At 75.1% G+C, this 18,674-nt stretch carries 13 protein-coding genes and 1 pseudogene; 7 read left to right on the forward strand and 7 right to left on the reverse strand.

Going from position 1 to position 18,674, the window contains the following annotated elements:
- Nucleotides 1–17 precede the first annotated feature (17 nt).
- Genes IH09_RS03350 through IH09_RS03360 form a run of 3 tightly spaced genes read right to left on the reverse strand, consistent with a single transcriptional unit; the run spans nucleotide 18 to nucleotide 2,382 of the window.
- Nucleotides 18–911, reverse strand: coding sequence for a 5-oxoprolinase subunit C family protein (locus tag IH09_RS03350; protein WP_052853730.1), 894 nt, complete (start codon nucleotides 909–911; stop codon nucleotides 18–20).
- The gene (gene pxpB / locus IH09_RS03355) at nucleotides 908–1,609 is read right to left on the reverse strand and encodes a 5-oxoprolinase subunit PxpB (RefSeq protein WP_240150935.1); all 702 of its coding nucleotides are present in this window, start codon (nucleotides 1,607–1,609) and stop codon (nucleotides 908–910) included. Before pxpB ends, IH09_RS03350 begins: the two co-directional genes overlap by 4 nt.
- Nucleotides 1,606–2,382 (reverse strand): LamB/YcsF family protein, encoded by a 777-nt coding sequence (locus tag IH09_RS03360; protein WP_094794798.1) that lies wholly within the window; start codon nucleotides 2,380–2,382, stop codon nucleotides 1,606–1,608. Before IH09_RS03360 ends, pxpB begins: the two co-directional genes overlap by 4 nt.
- 357 nt (nucleotides 2,383–2,739) lie before the next feature.
- Between IH09_RS03360 and IH09_RS03365 the strand changes: the two genes are divergently transcribed.
- The 7 genes from IH09_RS03365 to IH09_RS03395 all read left to right on the forward strand — a co-directional run bounded on the left by IH09_RS03365 (nucleotide 2,740) and on the right by IH09_RS03395 (nucleotide 13,534).
- Complete coding sequence (locus IH09_RS03365) at nucleotides 2,740–3,483, forward strand: GntR family transcriptional regulator (RefSeq protein ID WP_052853731.1); 744 nt, start codon at nucleotides 2,740–2,742, stop codon at nucleotides 3,481–3,483.
- 116 nt (nucleotides 3,484–3,599) lie between these two features.
- Nucleotides 3,600–4,307 (forward strand): DUF969 domain-containing protein, encoded by a 708-nt coding sequence (locus IH09_RS03370; RefSeq protein ID WP_052853732.1) that lies wholly within the window; start codon nucleotides 3,600–3,602, stop codon nucleotides 4,305–4,307.
- Nucleotides 4,304–5,272 (forward strand): DUF979 domain-containing protein, encoded by a 969-nt coding sequence (locus IH09_RS03375; RefSeq protein ID WP_052853733.1) that lies wholly within the window; start codon nucleotides 4,304–4,306, stop codon nucleotides 5,270–5,272. The genes IH09_RS03370 and IH09_RS03375 overlap by 4 nt, the downstream gene beginning before the upstream one ends.
- A 20-nt stretch (nucleotides 5,273–5,292) precedes the next feature.
- Entirely contained in the window at nucleotides 5,293–5,937 is a 645-nt protein-coding gene (pcp, locus tag IH09_RS03380) for a pyroglutamyl-peptidase I (protein ID WP_052853734.1), read from the forward strand.
- Nucleotides 5,938–6,164: 227 nt separating this feature from the next.
- Nucleotides 6,165–7,688, forward strand: coding sequence for a hypothetical protein (locus IH09_RS03385; RefSeq protein WP_052853735.1), 1,524 nt, complete (start codon nucleotides 6,165–6,167; stop codon nucleotides 7,686–7,688).
- Nucleotides 7,689–7,770: 82 nt separating this feature from the next.
- Nucleotides 7,771–8,706, forward strand: coding sequence for a hypothetical protein (locus IH09_RS03390; protein WP_052853736.1), 936 nt, complete (start codon nucleotides 7,771–7,773; stop codon nucleotides 8,704–8,706).
- Between the two features lie 64 nt (nucleotides 8,707–8,770).
- Nucleotides 8,771–13,534, forward strand: coding sequence for a hypothetical protein (locus tag IH09_RS03395; RefSeq protein ID WP_052853737.1), 4,764 nt, complete (start codon nucleotides 8,771–8,773; stop codon nucleotides 13,532–13,534).
- On the opposite strand, the pseudogene IH09_RS36560 reads toward IH09_RS03395, so the two are convergent.
- The 4 genes and pseudogenes from IH09_RS36560 to IH09_RS38775 form a co-directional block, all read right to left on the reverse strand.
- Nucleotides 13,521–14,633 (reverse strand): annotated as a pseudogene (locus IH09_RS36560) (aromatic ring-hydroxylating oxygenase subunit alpha); the annotation flags it as partial. The gene IH09_RS03395 and the pseudogene IH09_RS36560 overlap by 14 nt on opposite strands.
- Nucleotides 14,630–15,805 carry an N-methyl-L-tryptophan oxidase gene (gene solA / locus IH09_RS03400; RefSeq protein ID WP_052853739.1) on the reverse strand — a complete coding sequence of 392 codons (1,176 nt, stop codon included), beginning with the start codon at nucleotides 15,803–15,805 and terminating at the stop codon, nucleotides 14,630–14,632. The gene solA and the pseudogene IH09_RS36560, both read right to left, overlap by 4 nt.
- Before the next feature lie 96 nt (nucleotides 15,806–15,901).
- Nucleotides 15,902–18,364, reverse strand: coding sequence for an FAD-dependent oxidoreductase (locus IH09_RS03405; protein WP_052853741.1), 2,463 nt, complete (start codon nucleotides 18,362–18,364; stop codon nucleotides 15,902–15,904).
- Nucleotides 18,361–18,504: a hypothetical protein gene (locus IH09_RS38775; RefSeq protein WP_172451109.1), complete on the reverse strand. Its 144-nt coding sequence runs from the start codon at nucleotides 18,502–18,504 to the stop codon at nucleotides 18,361–18,363. Before IH09_RS38775 ends, IH09_RS03405 begins: the two co-directional genes overlap by 4 nt.
- Nucleotides 18,505–18,674: the final 170 nt, after the last annotated feature.

An 18,674-nucleotide genomic window follows, 5' to 3' on the forward strand; every position in this document is an offset into this window, starting at 1 on the left:
GGGCGCGGGCGGGGCGGTCAGCCGAAGCGGCGCCGGGTGGGTCCGGCCGCGCGCCGCGGGACGAACCGGACCGGGGTGCCCGGTACGGCCTGGGCGGCGGGGGCCAGAAAGCGCTCGGGGACCACGCCGATCACCGGGTAGCCGCCGGTGGTGGGATGGTCGTGGAGGAAGAGGACCGGGCGGCCATCGGGCGGCACCTGGAGGGCGCCCAACGGCATCCCCTCGCTGGGGAGTTCGCCGATGCGGGCACGTTCCAGGGACGGGCCCTCGGTGCGCAGGCCGATGCGGTTGCTGGCCGCGGAGACCCGGAAGCGGCCGGTGGCCAGGGTGCGCAGACCGTGGTCGGTGAACCAGGTGTGGCGGGGGCCGGGGACGAAGGGGAGCACCAGCTCCGTCCCCGGGCCGGGGTGCGGGACGGCGTCCGCGTCGGCGGGCGGGCCGTGCGGCGGGCCGAGGGGGAGGACCGCGCCGTCGGTGAGCGGATCGGGGCCGAGGCCGGAGAGCAGGTCGGCGGCGCGGCTGCCCAGGACCGGTTCGGTGCCGATACCGCCCGCGCAGGCGAGGTACGAGCGCAGCCCGTGGGTGGCCGGTCCGGCGTCCAGGACGGCGCCCGCCGGGACGCGGACCGGCGCGCCCCAGGGCGCCGGGCGGCCGTCGACCGTCACCGGGCAGGGGGCGCCGGTCACGGCGACGGTGGTGGCCGTACGGACGCGGATACCGCAGCCGGTCAGCGTCGTCTCCAGGGTGGCGGCCGACCCAGGGTTGCCCACCAGGCGGTTGGCGAGACGGTGCGCGGGCTCGTCGAGGGCGCCGGCGCGCGGTACGCCGAGGTGGGCGTGGCCGGGCCGGCCGAGGTCCTGGACGGTGGTGAGCGCACCGGCCCGGACGACCGTGAGGGCGGGGCCGGTCATCGGGGTGCCTCCTCGGCGCGGCGGGTGTCGCCGGACAGGGCGCCGGACGCGGTGCCGGGGCGCTCCCGGACGGTGGTGCCCGGGAGATCCTGGGGGACGAAGCGGACGCGGGTGCCGGGCGCGAGGAGCGCCGCGGGCTCGCGGTGCGGATCCCACAGGACGGTGTCGGTGGTGCCGATGAGCTGCCAGCCGCCGGGGGAGGCGCGCGGGTAGACGCCGGTGTACGGGCCGGCCAGGGCGACCGCGCCGGCCGGGACCTTGGTGCGGGGGGTGTCGCGGCGCGGTACGTGGAGCGGTTCCGGCAGACCGGTCAGATAGCCGAAACCGGGGGCGAATCCGCAGAAGGCGACGTGGAATTCGGTACCGGAGTGCAGGCGGACGACCTCGTCAGGGGTGACGCCCCACAGGGCGGCGACATCGGCGAGGTCGGGGCCGTCGTACCGGACCGGGATCTCGACACCGGGCCGGTCGCCCGCGGTGCGGGCCGGAATATCCCAGGTCGCCAGCTCGGCGGTGAGGCCGCGCGGATCCGCGAGCCCGTCGAGCAGGACGGTACGGGCGGCCGGCACGATCTCGCGGACCGGCGGCAGGGTGCCGTCGGCGGCCCGGCGCAGCAGTTCGGCGTGGAGCGCCTCGGTCTCGCCGGCGGTGTCCAGCTCGATGAGCAGCCCGTGTTCGCCGACGGGCAGCGGCCTCATACGAAGCTCCGCACGCGGACGCCGGCCGCGGTCAGCGCGGACCGTACGCGGCGGGCGAGACCGGCGGCGCCCGGGGTGTCGCCGTGCAGGCAGAGCGACCGGGCCGTGATCTCGACCCGCCGGCCGTCGAGGGAGGTGACGGCGCGGTCCCGGGACATGCCCAGGGCGCGCCGGACGACCTCGTCGGGGTCGTGGACGACCGAGCCCGGCTCGCGGCGCGGGACGAGGGTGCCCGCGGCGGTGTAGGCGCGGTCGGCGAACGCCTCGCCGACCACGGGCAGCCCGGCCCGGCCGGCCGCCTCGTGCAGCCGGGAGCCGGTCAGGCCGAGCACCGGCAGACCGCCGCCCGCGGTGCGGATGCCGGCGACGACGGCGTCCGCCTGCTCCGCGTCGTGCACACAGCGGTTGTAGAGCGCGCCGTGCGGTTTGACATAGCCGACGCGGGCCCCGGCGGCGCGGGCGAAGACCTCCAACGCGCCTATCTGGTAGGCGATCTCGTCGGCCAGCTCCTCGGGCGGTACGTCCATCGCGCGGCGGCCGAAGCCGGCCAGGTCGCGGTAGGAGACCTGGGCGCCGATGACCACACCGCGCGCGGCGGCCAGGTCGCACACCCGGCGCATCGTGGCCGGGTCGCCGGCGTGGAAGCCGCAGGCGACATTGGCGCTGGTGACGACGGACAGCAGGGCCTCGTCGTCGGTGAGCTGCCAGCGGCCGAAGCCTTCTCCGAGGTCGGCGTTGAGGTCGATGACGGGAGGGGCCACCGCGTCGCTCATGTGTGTCCGTTCCAGATGTGCTCGGTGCTCCGCCGGGTGCGCGGCAGCCGGTGCCGGGTCCGGGGGCTGCCGGGGTACCGGTGTGCGGGTGCGTGCGCCGTCGTGGCGCGCGCGTGTCGGAAGTGGCGGGATGTGGTGGATGGGGATGAGGGAGCGCCGGCCGGCCCGTATCCGTAGTGACTCTCCCCCGAGGGCACTCGGGCCGACCGGCGTGGAGGCCAACGTAAGGGATCGTTGAACGATCCGACAAGAGGTGTGTTGTCTCGCTCTCCCATCTGGGATTGACTTCCGCCGGAAGGGCACCCGGGTGGCCCGTCGGCGGGCCGCCCGGCACGAGGTGAGGGACGGGGAGGCGGTATGGCCGGCGGAGTGGCGAAGAACGATCAGCGGCGGCTCGCGGAGGTCTCGGGGCTGGCGCGGGACCGTGCGCTGCTGGGGCGCTCCAGCACGGCGGAGCGGGTCGCCGACATCCTGCGGGACCGGATCACCGAGGGGTACTTCCCGCCCGGTGTCCGGCTGTCGGAGGAGGGCATCGGCGGTGCGCTGGGCGTCTCGCGCAACACCCTGCGCGAGGCGTTCCGGCTGCTCACACACGAGCGGCTGCTGGTGCACCGGCTCAACCGCGGAGTCTTCGTACGCCTGGTGACGGTGGCGGATCTGGACGACATCTACCGGGTGCGCACCCTGGTGGAGTGCGCGGCGGTCCGTGGACTGGGGGCAGCGCCCCACGACGCCGGGGCGACCGAGGCGATCGCGGCGATCGAGGCCGCCGTGCGGGCCGGTGAGACCGCCTCCCACGACCGGGCCTGGCAGGACCTCTCGACCGCGAACATCCGCTTTCACCAGGCGATCGTGGCGCTGGCCGGCAGCCCCCGCACCGATGAGCTGATGCGCGGTGTGCTGGCCGAACTGCGGCTGGTCTTCCACGTCATGGACGATCCGCGGCGCTTCCACGCGCCGTATCTGACCCGCAACCGGCAGATCGTCGAGGCGCTCCAGGCGGGCGACGCCGCCGAGGCGGAGCGGTTGCTGGTGTCCTATCTGGAGGATTCGCGCAGTCAGCTGTCGGGGGCGTACGCCCAGCACATCGCCGAACAATAAGGTTCGTCCCCGCAGAACCCTTGTTGGATCGTTGAACAATCGCCTAGCCTCCGCAGGACTCTTCTCCTCTCTCCCTGCGCGCTCCGCGTGGGGTCCCGTACGCGGAAGGCGGATCCATGATCGTGCTCCTCGGCGTGCTCGTGGTCGTGATCGGCTTCGCCACGAAACGCAACCCGCTCCTGGTCGTCGGGGTGGCCGGTATCGCCACCGGCCTCCTCGGCGGTCTGACACCCGGTGAGCTCCTCGCCGCCTTCGGCGAGGGCTTCGCGAACAGCCGGGCGGTGACGATCTTCGCGATCACCCTGCCGGTCATCGGCCTCCTGGAGCGCTACGGCCTCCAGGAGCAGGCCCGCACCCTGATCGCCCGGTTCGGCAAGCTCACCACCGGCCGTTTCCTGGCGCTCTACCTGGGCCTGCGGCAGATCGGCGCCGCGGTCGGGCTGACCAGCGTCTTCGGGCACGCCCAGACCGTCCGCCCGCTCGCCGTCCCGATGGCCGAGGGCGCCGCCGAGCAGCGGTACGGCCAACTGCCGGACCGGACCCGGGAGAAGATCAGATCGTTCTCCGCCAGCGCGGACAACATCGGCCTGTTCTTCGGTGAGGACGTCTTCCTGGCCGTCGGCTCGGTCCTGCTGATCACCAGCTTCGTCAACACCACCTACGGCACCCACCTCGAACCGCTGCACCTCGCCCTGTGGGCGATCCCCACCGCGCTCTGCGCCTTCGCCTTCCACGGCTGGCGGCTGCTGCGCCTGGACCGCCGGCTGGAGCGCGAACTGCTCACCGCCAACGCCGAATCCCTCGCCGCGGAGGCCGTCAAGTGATCAAGGCAGAGTGGTTCTACTGGCTGGTCGGCCTCAGCTTCCTGGTGATGGCCGCACAGATGGCCGCCGACCGCAGCAACCCCAAGCGCCTGGGCACCGGCGCCTTCTGGGGCCTGATCGGCGCCGGCTTCGTCTACAGCAGCTGGGTGGTCACCAAGCAGGCCCCCGCCGAGCCGCTGGGCGTCGCCGTCCTCCTCATGGCCGTTTTGGCCGGCTGCGGCTTCACCGGCCGTGGCACGCCTCGCACCACCACCCCGGAACAGCGCCGGGCGAGCGCCGCCCGGCTGGGCAACCGGCTCTTCGTCCCGGCACTCACCATCCCCGCCGTCGCCATGGCCTGCGCCATCGGCGTCAAACACCTCTCCATCGGCGGGCAGCCGCTGCTCCAGAAGGGCAGCGAGACCATCCTCGGGCTGGGCATCGGCGCCGTCGTCGCGCTGGTGGTCGGCATGGTGATGCTGCGTGAGAAGCGACTGTCCGTGCCCGTGCAGTCCGGCCGCGGCATGCTGGAGGCGATGGGCTGGGCGATGCTGCTGCCGCAGCTGCTGGCCACCCTGGGCACCATCTTCCAGGTCTCCGGGGTCGGCGACCAGGTGGGCAGGCTCACCGCCGCCCTGCTGCCCAAGGACTCGCTCTACGTCGCGATCGTCGTCTACCTCGTGGGCATGTTCCTGTTCACCGTCATCATGGGCAACGCCTTCGCCGCCTTCCCGGTGATGACCGCGGCCGTCGGCTGGCCGGTCCTGGTAGGGCACTTCCACGGCACCCCCGCCGCCGTCCTGGCCATCGGCATGCTCGCCGGATTCTGCGGCACCCTGGTGACCCCGATGGCCGCCAACTACAACATCGTGCCGGCGGCCCTGCTGGAACTGAAGGACCAGTACGGGCCCATCAAGGCGCAACTGCCCACCGCCGGTGTGCTGCTCGGCTGCAACATCGTGATCATGTCCCTCTTCGCCTTCTGACCACCGCCGAGGAGCACCGTATGGCCCGGGTACTGCTGACCGGATTCGAGCCCTTCGACGGCGAGTCCGTCAACCCCTCCTGGCTGGCGGTACGCGCCGCCGCGGCCGAGCCGCCCGCCGGCCTGGAGATCGTCACCGCCGAACTGCCCTGCGTCTACGGCGCGGCCCGGGTGGCGCTGCGCACCGCCATCGAGGAGGCTCGCCCCGAGATCGTGGTGAGCGTCGGCCAGGCGGGCGGCCGCCCCGACATCACCGTCGAACGCGTCGCCGTGAACCTCGACGACGCCCGCATCCCGGACGTCGCCGGTGCCCGCCCGATAGACGAGCCGATCGTGCCCGGCGGCCCCGCCGCGTACTTCTCCACGCTGCCGGTCAAGGCGTGCGTGGCGGCCGTCCGCGCCGCCGGACTCCCGGCCTCCGTCTCCAACACCGCCGGCACCTTCGTCTGCAACCACGTCTTCTACGCCCTCGCCCATCTCATCGCCACCGAACTGCCCGGCGTGCGCGGCGGCTTCGTCCACGTCCCCTACGCCCCCGAACAGGTCCTGGACCGGGCCCGGCCGTCGCTGCCGGTCGCCGACGTCGCACGGGCCCTGCGGGAGATCGCCGCCACCGCCGCGCACACCCGTACCGACCTGCGGGTCGCCGAAGGGGCCACCCACTGAGCGGTACGGGCACGGGGCCGGCCGAGCTCGCCGCGCCCCCCGTCCCCGGCCCCGCAGGTCCGTGGACCGGCCACCGCACCGGACGCCTGCGCGCCCCCGAGCCGGCCCGCCGGCGTCCCACCGCGGACCGCACCGTAGACTGACGGACCGCCGACCGACGGCTCCGTCACACCGGGCGGTCCGTGCCGTTTCGTCCGTTGTCAGTGCGAGCGCCTACGCTGTGCGACGTGACTTTTCCAGCCCCGGGGGCCGCCGCGCCCCAGCTCAACGGGCCCACCCGGCCCGCGCCGGGCCCGGCCGCCGACGAAGGACTGGCCCGCCGGCTGCGCGCCCTCGCGTGCACCGCGCCGCTCCACGACCTTGATGTGCGCAAGGCCAACCTCGCGGGCGAGTACGGGATCTACGCGATGTCGGAGGTGGCGCTCGCCGTCATCGACCTCGTCACGCTCCACATGGACTTCGACACCGGCGCCGACCACGAGGAAATAGTGGCCAGGGTGCTCCCGCGGATCGCCGCGCAGGCCCCGCGCCGCCCCGCGGGCGAGCACGAGCGGGTGGCCCGCTGGGTGCTGGAGAACCTGATCAACGTCGGCAGCGTGGACCGCGGCTTCCGCGCCGTCTACGGCACCTTCGGCCCCGAGGGCGAGTACGTCCGCCGCGACTACGACTTCAAGCTCATCGAGGAGGTCCCCGGCACCGGCGGCACCGTCTACCTTCGGGCCACCGACGAAGCGGTCAACGTCCTGGTCGGCGCCCTCGACACGGACGTCACCAGCGCCCAGATCGCCGCCGAGGTCAAGCTGGAGGTGCTGATCAGACGCGGCCGGCTGGCCGACGCCCAGCTCGCCGCCGAGCAGGCCCGCTACCGCACCGTGCAGTACGCCGAGACCCTCCGCCGGACCCTGGACGCCACCCGGCGCAACGTCCGCGCCGTCGACTGGCTGCACGCCGTCCCCGACATGATCGCCGAGGCGCTGGAGCACGTCGCGGACCGCTACCGCCACGAGAACGCCATCCTCACCAACATCCGCAAGGCCCGCGACGAGACCGAGGAGCCCGAGCACAAGCGGCGCGCCGCCGAGCTGGTCGACATCGTCAAGGACTGCATCCGCCGGCACACCCAGCTCCAGTCCCGGCTGCTGGAGGCCGGACCGCTCTTCCGCGCCGAACAGGACCGGCAGGCGTTCGCCACCCCCGCCGCCGGCCTCGGCCTCGACCTCTACGGTCAGCTCGTCGCCCCGCTGCTGCCCCTCCCCGCCGAGCGCGCCATCCGCGTCACCGACGCGTTCTTCGCCCGCGGCACGGGCCTGCGCACCCCCTCGGCCGTCCGCGTCGGCGACCTCGTCGAGATGCTGCTCACCCCGCCCCTGGAGCGCGAGCACCTCGGCGCCGAGATGCCCGAGCCCGACCTGGTGGCGACGCCCGACGACAGCCGCTTCAGCGAACAGCAGCTGGACGCCGCGATGGAACTCCTCGACCTGCCCGCCGACGCCCCCCGCCGGCTCTCCGGGCTGCTCGCCGACGCCCGCCGCTCGGACCCCGAACTCCCCTACCTCGTCGCCCTCCTGGCGGTGCACGCCGCCAGCCCCCCGGTCGGCACCGCCTACCGCCAGGGCGAGCAGCAGCTGCTCTTCGCCGTCGACGACGGCACCGAGCTGGCCGACCCGGAGTTCGGCGGCGCCGACCTCATCGTCGGCAAGGCCCTGCTGGACGCGGCCGGGATGGCCGCCGACCGCTCGGAGGTGGCCTGATGCCCCGACGATCCCGCGTACGGCGCCCCGGCGCCCGCCACCGCCAACCGGCCGCCCCCACCCCCCACAAGGAGCTCCAACCGTGACCGAGTACGACGCCGCCGACCCGGCACCGCCGGAGCCGTCCGCCGCGGGCGAGGCGGCGGGCCGGCCGGTGCCCGCCGACGAGACGCCGGGCCCGGCGGGACCCGCGCCGGTCACCCCGGCCGACGCCGCGGACGCCGCACGGCTGGTCTCCTTCGGACTCCAGCCCAAACTGCTGCCCGCCCGCGACGCCGAATACGCCGAGCTGCTGCGCCGCTACCGCGACGAGCCCGCCTTCGCCCGGCTGAGCGACGCGGTCGCCACCGGCCTCGGCCTGGTCGTCCTGGAGGTGTCCACCCGCGCCGGGATGGCCGTCACCGCCGCCGAGGACTCCGTCTTCGCCGTCCGGATGGGCGACTACGCCCGCCGCGCCTCCGCCGACTCCGCCGACCGCTTCCTGCACGGTCTGGCCCATCTGGCCGTCGCCGCGCTGGCGTTCCCGCGCCCCGAGGACCTCGCCGACGACGGCTACATCGGCCGGATCACCGTCAACGGCGTCGACGCCTTCGTCCGCCAGGCGTGCCGCCGCCTGGAGGAGCGCGCCGAGCAGGACGGCGAGAACACCGACCCGGCCACCGGCGCCCCCGGCCTGGAGTCGGCCTGGCGGGTCTACGCCCGGCGCAGCGCGACGGGCGCCACCAAGGACGCCCGGCGGCTGGCCGGTTCGACCACCGGCATCATCGCCAAGGCCGTCACCTTCCTCGTCGACTCCGGCTTCCTGCAACGCACCGGCGACGACGCCGGCGGCGCCTACCGCACCACCGCCCGCTACCAACTCCAGGTCCGCGACCTGGCCGGCGGCGCCGCCATGGCCGAACTGCTGGAGCTGGGCATCGTCCCCGTCACCGACGGCAGCGCCGCCCTGCTGCCCGGCGAGGACACCGACGACCTCGACCTGGTCGCCGAGGCCGGGCTCCCCTTCCACTCCGCCTGACCTCCGCCGGCCCCGCCCGCCGGCCACCGCCCGACACCACACGACACGACAACGAGAGTCCGCCATGTACGAGCTGTCCAGGGTCCGCCTCTACTCCATCGGACCCGCCGGTGCGCGCTATGCCGACACCGTGCTGGACCTGCGCGGAGTCGGCGCGCCCGTACCCCGGCCGGCCCCGGCCCAGGCGGACTTCTTCGAGGACGAACCGGTCGGCCCGCCGCGCCGCCCGGCCCCCGCGGGCGTCCTCTTCCTGGAGAACGGCGGCGGCAAGTCCGTCCTGCTCAAGCTGATCTTCTCGGTGATGCTGCCCGGCCACCGCAACACCCTCGGCGGCGCCAGCTCCGGCGTCCTGCGCAAGTTCCTGCTCGCCGACGACTGCGGCCATGTCGCCCTGGAATGGCAGCACGTCCTCACCGGTGAGAGCGTCGTCGTCGGCAAGGTCAGCGAATGGCGCGGCCGGCAGGTCTCCAACGACCCCCGGAAGTTCGCCGAAGCCTGGTACAGCTTCCGACCGGGCCCCGGGATGAGCCTGGACTCCCTCCCCGTCGCCGAGGCCACCGTCGTCCGGCCCCGCCGGGAGAGCGGCGAGGGCGCCTCCGGCGCCCAGGGCCGCCGCCGCACGATGAAGGGCTTCCGCGACGTCCTCACCGAAGCCGGCAAGAACTACCCCAATCTCGACGTCGTCTGGGAAGAGATCCACGAACGCTGGAACGAACACCTCGGCGAGCTGGGCCTGGACCCCGAACTCTTCCGCTACCAGCGGGAGATGAACGCCGACGAGGGCGAGGCCGCCGGCCTGTTCGCGGTCAAGAACGACTCCGACTTCACCGACCTGCTGCTGCGCGCCGTCACCGACACCCGCGACACCGACGGCCTCGCCGACCTCGTCCACGGCTTCGCGCACAAGCTCGGCCGGCGCGCCGAACTCACCGCGGAGCGGGACTTCACCGCCGGCTCCCTCGACCTGCTGGCGCGTATCGCCGACGCCGCCGAGCAGCGCGAACGCGCCCGTGAGGTGCACACGGGCGCCGAACGGCGCACCCGCGGCCTCGCCCGGCGGCTGCACGCCCGCGGCACCGAGGAGCACGGCCGGGCCGCCGAACTCGCCGAACAGGTCGCCACCGCCGCGCACCGCGTCACCGACGCCGCGGACACCCGGGACCGCCGCGCCCTGGTCTCCGCCGAACTCGCCTACCGGCACGCCTCGCTGGCGCTGACCGCCGCCGAGAAGGGCGCCGCCGCCCAGCGCCGCGAACTCAACGACGCCCGCACGCTGCACAGCGCCTGGCAGGCCGCCGAGATCGCGCTGCGCCACCGCGCCGCCGCCGACCGCTCCACCCGCGTCGCCGCCGCCATCCGCGAGGCCGAACGGGACGCCGCCCCGGCGCTCGCCGCCCGCGCCACCGCCGCCGCCGACCTCGTCCGCGCCCTGCACACCGCCGCCGAGGCGGGCGAGCGGATCGCGGGCGAGGAGGAGGAGCGCTCCGCGGCACTCCAGGAGGCCGCCGAATCGGCGCACCGCGACGCCACCGCCGCCGCCACCCAGGCCCAGCGCGCCCGCAGCGAGACCGGACACCTCAAGCAGCGGCTCGCCGAGGTGGCCCAGGAGACCACCGAGGCCGTCGCGGCGGGCTGGCTGGACGACACCGCCCCGGACGCCGATCCGGCCCGCGCCGCGCTCGCCGCCTCGGACGCCGAGAAGAGCGCCGTCGCGATCTGGGACACGGCCCGCGAGGCGGCCCGGGAAGCCACCGACCGCGCCCGGGAGGCCACCGCGCGGCACTCCGCCGCGGAGCTGGCGGCGGCCCGCGCCGAGGACGCCGCCCAGGCCGCGGAGGGCGCCCATGACGCGGAACGCCGCGCCGCCGAATCGATCGGCGCCGAGCAGCGGCTCGCCGACCTCCTCGGCCTCCCCGAGGACCGGGCCCGCACCATCGGCCTGCCCGGCCCCCGGACGGCCACCGGCCAGGAACGCGAGGCGGTCCCCGCGGCCCCGCCCCGCCCCGCCGCCGGCCCGCTCACCGCCGAGGAACTGGACCGCAACGCCGACGCGCTGCACGAACTGCTCGACGAGGGCGTCGCCGCCGCCGAACGCCAGCTCTTCGACCTGCGCACCGCCGCCGCGGACGACTCCCGCATCCTCGGCGCGCTGGGCGACGGCGGACTGCTGCCCCCCGGCCCCGATGTGCTGGCCGCCGTCGAATACCTCGGCGAGCACGGCGTCCCCGCACTGCCCGGCTGGCGCTACCTCGCCCAGTCCGTCGATCCCGCCGACCACAACCGGGTGCTCGCCGCCCGCCCCGAACTCGTCGACGGCGTGATCATCACCGACCCCGACACCCACGCACGGGCCCGCGAGGTCCTCGGCCGGGCCGCGCTGCTGCCCCGCTCCGCCGTCGCCGTCGGCACCGCCGCCGCCCTGCTCGCCCCCACCCCCGCCCCCGACGGCCGGGACACCGGCGTCTTCCTCGTCCCGCCCAACCCGGCGATGCACGACGAATCCGCCGCCGATGAGGAGCGCCAGGCGCTGCGGGCCCGCGCCATGCGGCGCGACGACGAGATCCGGGCGCTCGCCGCCCGCCTCGCCGGGGACCGCGCGCTGGCCGCCCGGCTCGCCTCCTGGCGCACCGGCTGCCCGGCCGGGCGGCTCGCCGAGCTGGCCGCCGCCGCGGCGCGCACCCGCACGGCCGCCGACACCGCGGCCGCCGAGCTGGCCGAGGCCCGTACGGTCCGCGCCGAGGCCGACGAGGTCGCGGCGGAGGCCACCCGGGTGCGCGACGAGCGGCAGGAGGCGGCGCAGCGCGCCCGCCGCGCCGCGGACATCCTGGCCGGGCTCGCCCACCGGCTGCGCGAGCGTGCCGGCTGGCAGTCCCGGATGCGGGAACTCGCCGACGAGAGCGCCGAGTTCGAGGCCCGCGCCGAGGAGTGCGTGGACCGCGCACGGGCCGCCGACGAGGACCGCAGAGCCGCCCAGCGGGCCGCCGACGACGCCCGCCGCACCGCCCGCGCGCTGCGCGCCGAGCGCGCCGAGATCGCCGGCGTCCCCGACGACCTGGGCGCCGCCCCCGAGGGCGCGACCACGTCCCTGCCCGCCCTGCGCGAGGCGTACCGCGCCGCCTCCCAGCTCTACGAGAAGGTCGGCGTCGGCGCCGACCTGCGCGCCGAACAGGCCCGCGCCGAGGGCGAGGAGAGCGCCGCCCTGGCCGAGCTGAACCGCCTCACCAACAAGGTCCGCACCCGCGCCGAAGGGCTCCTGCAGAGCCCGGACGCCGCCGACGGCCCGTCCCGGCAGGCCGCCGCGGCGCGCGCCGAATCGCTCGTCCACATGCTGGAGACCCGCGCCTCGACCGCCAGCGAGCAACTGGGCCGGCTGCGCGGTGAGGCCGAGCGGCTCGCCCCCACCGACGGCGACGCGCACACCGAACTGCCCGCCGACCTGATCCCCGCGGACGCCGGCCGGGCCAAGGAACTCCTGCGCAGCGCGGGCGGCGAACTGGCCACCGCCACCGACGCGCTGGACGCCGCCCGCGCCCGGCACGAAGAGCTGCTGCGCGGCCACCGCGCCGCCGAGGACGCGGCCGGCGGCTTCGAGGAGAGCGCCGCCCTGCTGCGCGATCTGCTGCGCGACCACCACGACGCCGAGGACCCGGCGGGCGAGCAGCCCGAGCCGTACGCCGGCGGGCTGGCGGAGGCCCGGCACGCCGCCGCCGAGTCCCGCCGCTCGCTGCGCGGCTGCGCCGCCGACCTGTCGGCCGCCGAGGCCGCGGTGCGCGAGGCGGGCGACGTCCTGGTACGGCACGCCAACTCCACCCGCTACGAACAGGTACGCACCCCCGCCCGGCAGCAGATCCGCGAACTGCCCGCCGCCGCGCTCCCGGACCACGCGGCCAAGTGGGCGGAGGCGTTCGCGCCCCGGCTGCGGGTACTGACCGACGAGCTGGCGCAGCTGGAGCGCAACCGCGACAGCATCGTCGACCGGCTCCGCGGCCTGGTCGAGTCGTCGCTGACCACGCTGCGCTCGGCGCAGCGGCTGTCCCGGCTGCCCGAGGGGCTGGGGGAATGGTCGGGGCAGGAGTTCCTGCGGATCCGCTTCGAGGACCCGGACCAGGCCACCCTCGCCGAGCGGCTCGGCGAGGTCATCGACGAGGCGACCCGTTCGGCGGTCAAGAAGAACAGCGATCTGCGGCGGGACGGGATGTCGCTGCTGCTGCGCGGGGTCGCCGCCGCGCTCCTGCCGCGCGGGGTGGCCGTGGAGATCCTCAAGCCGGACGCGGTGCTGCGCGCCGAGCGGGTGCCGGTCGGGCAAATGGGCGACGTCTTCTCCGGCGGCCAGCTGCTGACCGCCGCCATCGCCCTGTACTGCACGATGGCGGCGCTGCGCAGCAACGACCGGGGCCGCGACAAGCAGCGGCACGCCGGCACGCTGTTCCTCGACAACCCCATCGGCCGCGCCAACGCCACCTATCTGCTGGAGCTCCAGCGGGCCGTCGCCGACGCCCTCGGCGTCCAGCTGCTCTACACCACCGGCCTCTTCGACACCACCGCGCTCGCCGAGTTCCCGCTGGTCATCCGGTTGCGCAACGACGCGGACCTGCGGGCCGGGCTGAAGTACATCAGCGTCGAGGAGCATCTGCGGCCCGGTCTGCCGCAGCAGGACCCGGCCGGGGAGCCGGTGCACGGCCAGATCACGGCGACGCGGATGTACCGCCGTCCGGAAGAGCCCCCGCAGCCGCCGGCCCGGTCCGCGGACGCTCCGGAGGGGACGGCGGACGGTGCCCCGGCTCCGGCTCCGGCTCCGGCTGCCCCTGCGGACGGAGCCGCCCGGTGACCCACCGGTGGAACTCGCCGATGTGGTGCTCGGTGGGCACGAGCACCCCGCCGGCCCGGTAGGCCCGGGAGTCCATCGCGGGCTGGGTCCGCTCGCAGGCCGCGAAATCCTGCGCGTTGACGCGGTGGAAGAGCTCCACCGACCGGTCGAGGTCGGCACCGGAGGCGACGACGTCGGGTGCGTACAGCCAGTCGCAGTCGACGACGGTGCGGTCCGCGGCCATCGGGAACATCCGGTGCACGATCACATGGTCGGGCACGAGGTTGAGGAAGACCTGCGGGCGGACGGTGACGGCGTAGTAGCGGCGGTCCTGCTCCGCGGCGAGACCGGCGAGCGGAGCGAAGCCGTCACCGCCGTCGACGGTGAACCCCGTGACCTCGTCCGCGAACGCCGCGCCGTGCCCGACGAAGTACTGCACGGCGAAACCGTCCGCGAACTCCGGTAACACCTCGGTCAGTTCGGGGTGGATGGTCGCGCAGTGGTAGCACTCCATGAAGTTCTCGACGATCAGCTTCCAGTTGGCGGCCACGTCGTAGCGGATCCGCCGGCCGAGCGCGAGCCCGTCGACCGCGTAACGGGCCACGGCCGCCGGATCGCCCAGCCGCTCGGTGACCGCCGCGATCACCGTCTCCTCGAAGGAGGGCGGCTCCTCGGCCAGGCACACCCACACATAGCCCAGCCACTCCCGCAGCCGGACCGGCAGCAGCCCGCGCTCACCCGGGTCCACCCCCGGCATCCGCCGCAGGTTGGGTGCGGCGGTCAGCCGCCCGTCCAGGTCGTAGGTCCAGGCGTGGTACGGGCAGCGCAGCGCGCGCCCCGCCGCACCGGACTCCTCGGTGCACAGCCGGGCGCCGCGGTGCCGGCAGACGTTGAGGAACGCCCCGAAACCGCCCCGGTGGTTGCGGGTGACCAGCACGCTCTCCCGGCCCACCTGGACGGTACGGAACGCGCCGGGCCGCGCCAGGTCGGCCGCCCGGACCGCGCAGAACCACAGCGATTCGAAGATCCGCCGCTGCTCCTCGGCGAAGACACCGGGGTCGGTGTACATCCGCCCCGGCAGGGTGGCGAGCAGACCGGTGGACTCGGGAGCGAGGGTCATCGGACACCTCCGGGGACGGGCGCGGCGGTCAGCCGGCCGGGGTCGAACAGCTCGATGGGATGCCCGGTCTCCCCGGTCAGCGCCAGATCGGCGAGGATCTCGCCGACCACCGGTACGAACTTGAAGCCGTGGCCGGAGAAGCCGCAGGCGACGGTGACTGCGTCGGGGTGCGCGGGGTGCCGGGTGATGACGAAGTGCTCGTCGGGGGTGTTGCTGTACATACAGGTGGCGGCCGACAGGAAACGGCCGGGCAGGGTGGGCAGCAGCCGGGCCGCCTGGGCAGCCATGGCCCGTACCTCGTCCTCGTGCACGGTCCGGTCGATGTTCTCCGGGGTGCAGACGGTGCCCTTGCGGAAGAACGCCACCTTCGCGCCGCCGTCCGGTCCGTCGATCGCCGGGAAACCGTAGATCTGGACGCCCGCCGCGTCCTCCCAGATGTAGACGGGGTGCTGCTCGGGGGCGTACGGGGCGGTTCCGCCGTCGGGCGCGAACCAGTACATCACCTGCCGTTCGATGGTGAACGGCACCCCGAGCCCGGCCAGCAGCCGCGGCGCCCAGGCACCGGGGCAGATCACCAACTGGCCCGCCGTATACGTGTCGTCGGGGGTGTGCACGCGCACCCCGCGCCCGCCCGGCAGCGCCTCCCAGCGGGTCACCGGCTCCTGGAAGTGCAGCGCGGCGCCGCTTTGCCCGGCGAGCTGGAGCTGGGCCGCGACGGTGTGCTCCGGGCGGACGAACCCGGCCCGCGCCTCGTACAGCGCGACCTCGTCGGCGGCCGGGGCCAGCGTCGGGAAGCGGCGCCGGATCTCCTTGGCGTCGAGCATCTCGTGCGGCAGGTCCCAGGTCCGCGCGGAGCGCAGCGCACCGGCGACGGTACGGCTCCCGGGCCGCCCGACCATCACCCCGCCGCACAGCGTCGCCACCCGCCGGCCGCTGTCGCGCGCCAGCCGCGCGTACAGCTCATGGGCGCGCAGCAGCAGCGGTACATATGCGGGGTCCTCGAAATAGGACTGCCGGGTGATGCGGGAGCCGCCGTGGCTGGAGCCGCGCTGATGCACCGGGCCGAATTTCTCCAGCCCCAGCACCCGGGCGCCCCGGGCGGCCAGATGGTGGGCGGCGGCGCTGCCCATGCCGCCGAGGCCGAGCACGATCACGTCATACGAGGGGGACAAGCGGGCCTCCCGGGCCGAACGGGCTGCGACAGCGTCTTCCGGTGTTCCCCGGCGCTGTCCCTATTGTCGGATTCAGTGGTGCTTCCCCGGCACCGCTCAGCGGCGGATGCGGTCCATGGCCGGGTCGAAGAGCGGTTCGGCGCGGACCGTCGCCGGGATCTGCGCGCCGAAGTACGCCACCTCCACGGCTGTACCGGGCGTGGCGGCGGCCGCCGGCAGCCAGGCGTAGGCGACGGTCCGCCCGAGGGTGTATCCGTGGGCCGCGCTGGTCACATAGCCGGCCGCCGTCCCCGCCAGGTACACCGGTTCGCCGCCCAGCACGATCGCCGACGGATCGTCGAGGGTCAGGCACACCAGGCGGCGCCGGACGGTCTCCTGCGACACTTCCGCCAGCGCCGCGCGCCCGACGAAGTCGCCCTTGTCCCGCCGCACCGCCCAGCCGAGCCCGGCCTCGTAGGGGTTGTGCTCGGTGGTCATGTCCCGGCCCCAGGCGCGGTACCCCTTCTCCAGCCGGAGGCTGTCGAAGGCGCTGCGGCCGCCCGCGACCACCCCCAGCGGCCGGCCCGCCTGCCACAGCGTGTCCCACAGCCGCAGGCCCAGATCGGCGCTGGTGTAGAGCTCCCAGCCCAGCTCACCGACGTAACTCAGCCGCAGCGCGGTCACCGGCACCTCGCCGATGTACGCCTCGCGCGCCGTGAAGTAGCCGAAGCCGCGGTGCGAGAAGTCGGTCCCGGAGAGCGGCTGGACCAGCTCGCGGGCCAGCGGGCCCCAGACACCGATTCCGCAGGTGCCGGAGGTGCGGTCGGCGACGCGGACGCCGGCGGGGGCGTGGCCGGCCAGCCACTCCAGGTCCGCGGCGCTGTTGGCGCCGATCTGGAAGCGGTCCGCGGCGAGCCGGGCCACCGTCAGATCGCTGCGTATCCCGCCCGCCGCGTCCAGCAGCAGCGTGTACGTCACCGCGCCGGGCCGCCTGGCCAGCTGATGGGTGGTCATCCGCTGGAGGAAGTCCAGCGCGCCGGGCCCGGTGACCTCCAGCCGGCGCAGCGGCGTCATGTCGTAGAGCGCGACCCGCTCCCGGGTGGCCCGCGCCTCGGCCGCCGCGGCCGGCGACCAGTGCCGCGCCGACCAGGCGTCCCGTGCGGGCAGGGCTAGCCCCCGCGCCAGTGGGGCGTTGGCCTCGAACCAGTGCGGGCGCTCCCAGCCGCCGTCCTCCAGGAAGTGCGCCCCCAGTTCCCGCTGCCGGGCGTACCACGGGCTGACCCGCAGCGGCCGTGGCCGGTCCGCCGGCGCCAAGGGGTGGACGACGTCGTAGACCTCGGTGAACTGCCGCGCGCCGCGCGCGTGGACGTAACCGGGCGAGCGCTGGGCGCCCTCGAAGCGGGACACCTCGCAGCCGTGCAGGTCGGTGCCGGGCCTGCCGTCGGTCAGCCACTCGGCGACCGCCTTCGCGGCGCCCGCGGAGTGGGTGACCCAGACCGCCTCGGCCAGCCAGAATCCGCGCAGCTCGGGGGACTCGCCGAGCAGCGGCAGCCCGTCCGGGGTGAAGGAGAAGACCCCGTTGACACCGTCCTCGATCCGGCACCCGGCCAGGGCGGGCAGCAGCGCGCCGCTCGCCGTCCAACTGGGGGCGAAGTCCTCGGGGGTGAACGGCAGCGCGGACGGCATCACCGGGGCGTCGTCGAAGGCGGGCACCGTGTACGGATCGACGGGCAGCACCCGGTGCGCGTACGAGCCGATGCCGAGCCGGACGGGCGGCCGCCCGTCCGGGCCCGGGGTGTCCGCCGGGTGCTCGCGGAAGTACAGGTCCTGGTCCTGGTGGCGCAGGATCGGGCGGCGGCCGTCCAGGCCCGGGACCGCCGAGGTCGTCACGTACTGGTGCGCCAGCGGCAGCAGCGGGACGGTGACGCCCGCCAGCGCGCCGATCACCGGACCCCAGAACCCGGCGGCGGAGACGACCAGATCCGCCGGGAAGGTGCCCCGGTCCGTGCCGACGGCGGTGACGCGGCCGTCCGCGCGCTCGATGCCGGTGACGGTGTGCCGGTCCAGGAAGCGGGCACCGCGGGCGGCGGCCCGCGCGGCCTGGACCCGGGCCGCGGGCAGCGCGCGGGCCAGCCCGTCGCCGGGGGTGTGGAAACCGCCGAGCACCCTCGACTCGTCCAGCAGCGGCCACAGTTCGGCGCACCGCCGCGCCGGGACCAGCTCGCCCTCGATGCCCCAGGACGCCGCCAGCCCGGCCCTGCGGTGCAGATCGGCCCAGCGCGCCTCGGTGGTCGCGACCTCCAGCCCGCCGACCGCGTCGAAACAGGACCGCCCGTCCTCCGTCAGCGCGGAGAACTTCCGCACGGTGTACGCGGCGAGGTCGGTCATCGTCTTGTGGGGATGGGTACGGAAGACCAGGCCGGGGGCGTGCGAGGTGGAGCCGCCCGGGGCGTGCAGCGGGCCCTGCTCCAGGACCGTGACGTCCCGCCAGCCGCGTGCGGTGAGCTCGTCGGCGAGCGAGCAGCCGACGATACCGGCGCCGATGACGACCACCCGGCGGGTGCCCGCACCGGTGCTCACCGGACCACCGCCGTACGGAGTACACGACCCGGACCGGGATCCGGCACGGGGACCGGCGGCACCTCGACGGGTGCGCCCTTCTCGACGGCGACGGCGACGGCGACGGCTATGGCGACGGTGGCGCGGGCTTCGTGCGGCATGTCTCACTCCTCAACAGCCCCTGCGGTGACGGCAGGGGCGGGGGCGCCTGGAGCTGGCACGGATGCTGGTGAGGATGGCGCGGCGCGCTGTGCCGGGGCGTGTCGGACGGCGCTCCGCCGCACCCGGTACGTACCGGATGCTGTTGCCTATGGCACATCGCGTTGCGCCA

The sequence above is a fragment of the Streptomyces celluloflavus genome (assembly GCA_000720995.1).
GTDB lineage: Bacteria > Actinomycetota > Actinomycetes > Streptomycetales > Streptomycetaceae > Streptomyces > Streptomyces celluloflavus.